This window comes from Pseudomonas sp. HMSC066A08, from assembly GCF_001813025.1.
Taxonomy (GTDB): domain Bacteria; phylum Pseudomonadota; class Gammaproteobacteria; order Pseudomonadales; family Pseudomonadaceae; genus Pseudomonas; species Pseudomonas aeruginosa.
On record NZ_KV811324.1, the window covers coordinates 35,169 to 36,847 of the forward strand.

At 63.7% G+C, this 1,679-nt stretch carries 2 protein-coding genes and 1 pseudogene; all 3 read left to right on the plus strand.

Going from position 1 to position 1,679, the window contains the following annotated elements; all coding sequences use genetic code 11:
- Positions 1-878 (plus strand): C4-dicarboxylate TRAP substrate-binding protein DctP (gene dctP / locus HMPREF2886_RS21245; RefSeq protein WP_070748304.1); only part of this gene is annotated, 878 nt, incomplete at its 5' end.
- 18 nt (positions 879-896) lie between these two features.
- The gene (gene dctQ / locus HMPREF2886_RS21250) at positions 897-1,529 is read left to right on the plus strand and encodes a C4-dicarboxylate TRAP transporter small permease protein DctQ (RefSeq protein ID WP_003105527.1); all 633 of its coding nucleotides are present in this window, start codon (positions 897-899) and stop codon (positions 1,527-1,529) included.
- A pseudogene (locus tag HMPREF2886_RS34380) lies at positions 1,526-1,679 on the plus strand (C4-dicarboxylate ABC transporter permease); the annotation flags it as partial. The gene dctQ and the pseudogene HMPREF2886_RS34380, both read left to right, overlap by 4 nt.

A 1,679-nucleotide genomic window follows, 5' to 3' on the forward strand; every position in this document is an offset into this window, starting at 1 on the left:
CCAAGGGCCAGGGCGCGCTGCTGTTCAAGAAACTGGTGGAGGAACGCCTGCCGGGCAAGGTCAAGGTGGAGGTCTACCCGAACTCGTCGCTGTTCGGCGACGGCAAGGAAATGGAAGCCCTGCTGCTGGGCGACGTGCAGATCATCGCGCCGTCGCTGGCCAAGTTCGAGCAGTACACCAAGAAATTGCAGATCTTCGACCTGCCGTTCCTGTTCGACAACATCCAGGCGGTGGACCGCTTCCAGCAGAGCCCGCAGGGCAAGGAGCTGCTGACCTCGATGCAGGACAAGGGCATCACCGGCCTCGGCTACTGGCACAACGGGATGAAGCAGTTGTCCGCCAACAAGCCCCTGCGTGAGCCGAAGGACGCCCGCGGCCTGAAGTTCCGCGTGCAGGCCTCCAAGGTGCTCGAGGAACAGTTCAAGGCGGTGCGCGCCAACCCGCGCAAGATGAGCTTCGCCGAGGTCTATCAGGGCCTGCAGACCGGCGTGGTCAACGGTACCGAGAACCCCTGGTCGAACATCTACTCGCAGAAGATGCACGAAGTGCAGAAGTACATCACCGAGTCCGACCACGGCGTGCTGGACTACATGGTGATCACCAATACCAAGTTCTGGAACGGCCTGCCGGAAGACGTGCGCGGCGTGCTGGCCAAGACCATGGACGAGGTCACCGTGGAGGTGAACAAGCAGGCCGAGGCGCTCAACCAGGGTGACAAGCAGCGCATCGTCGAGGCCAAGACCAGCGAGATCATCGAACTCACTCCCGAACAGCGGGCCGAATGGCGCAAGGCCATGCAGCCGGTGTGGAAGAAGTTCGAAGGCGAGATCGGCGCCGACCTGATCAAGGCCGCCGAAGCCGCCAACCAGGCTCAATAAGAAGAAGAGGGAAAGCCCATGCACGCGCTCGCGCGCGTCTGGGCGCGCCTGGAGGAAGGCCTGATCGCCTTCCTCCTCGCCGCCATGACGCTGGTTACCTTCGTTTATGTAGTCCTCAATAACCTCTATACGCTGCTCTACGATCTCGCCGATCTCTGGGAGGGCGGCAACGAGACGCTGCTCGCCATCGGCGATGGGGTCCTCACCCTGGCCCAGGAGATGACCTGGAGCAACGCCCTGACCAAGGCCCTGTTCGCCTGGCTGATCTTCCTCGGCATCGCCTACGGCGTACGCACCGCCGGGCACCTCGGCGTGGACGTACTGGTGAAGCTGGCTTCGCGACCGGTACAGCGAGTGCTCGGCGTGATCGCCTGCCTGGCCTGCCTCGGCTACGCCGGCCTGCTCTGCGTGGCCAGCTACGACTGGGTGAAGACCCTGTTCATCGCCGGCATCGGCGCCGAGGACCTCGACCACTTCGGCATCCGCCAATGGCACATCGGCCTGATCGTGCCGGTCGGCTTCGCCCTGGTGTTCATCCGTTTCGCCGAGATCCTCGTGCGCATCCTGCGCAACCGCCAGACCGGACTGGGACTGGCCGACGAGGCCGCCGACGCGCTGAAGCTGACCGAGCACGAGGAGCCCAAGGCATGACCATCCTGTTCCTCTTCCTGCTGCTCTTCCTGCTGATGTTCATCGGCGTGCCGATCGCCGTCTCCCTGGGGCTCTCCGGTGCGCTGACGATCCTCCTGTTCAGCCCGGACTCGGTACGCTCGCTGGCGATCAAGCTGTTCGAGACCTCCG

Bases quoted from the DNA above. Each gene is read 5' to 3' on its own strand.
- dctQ (WP_003105527.1), top strand. From the start codon at position 897: ATGCACGCGCTCGCGCGCGTCTGGGCGCGCCTGGAGGAAGGCCTGATC.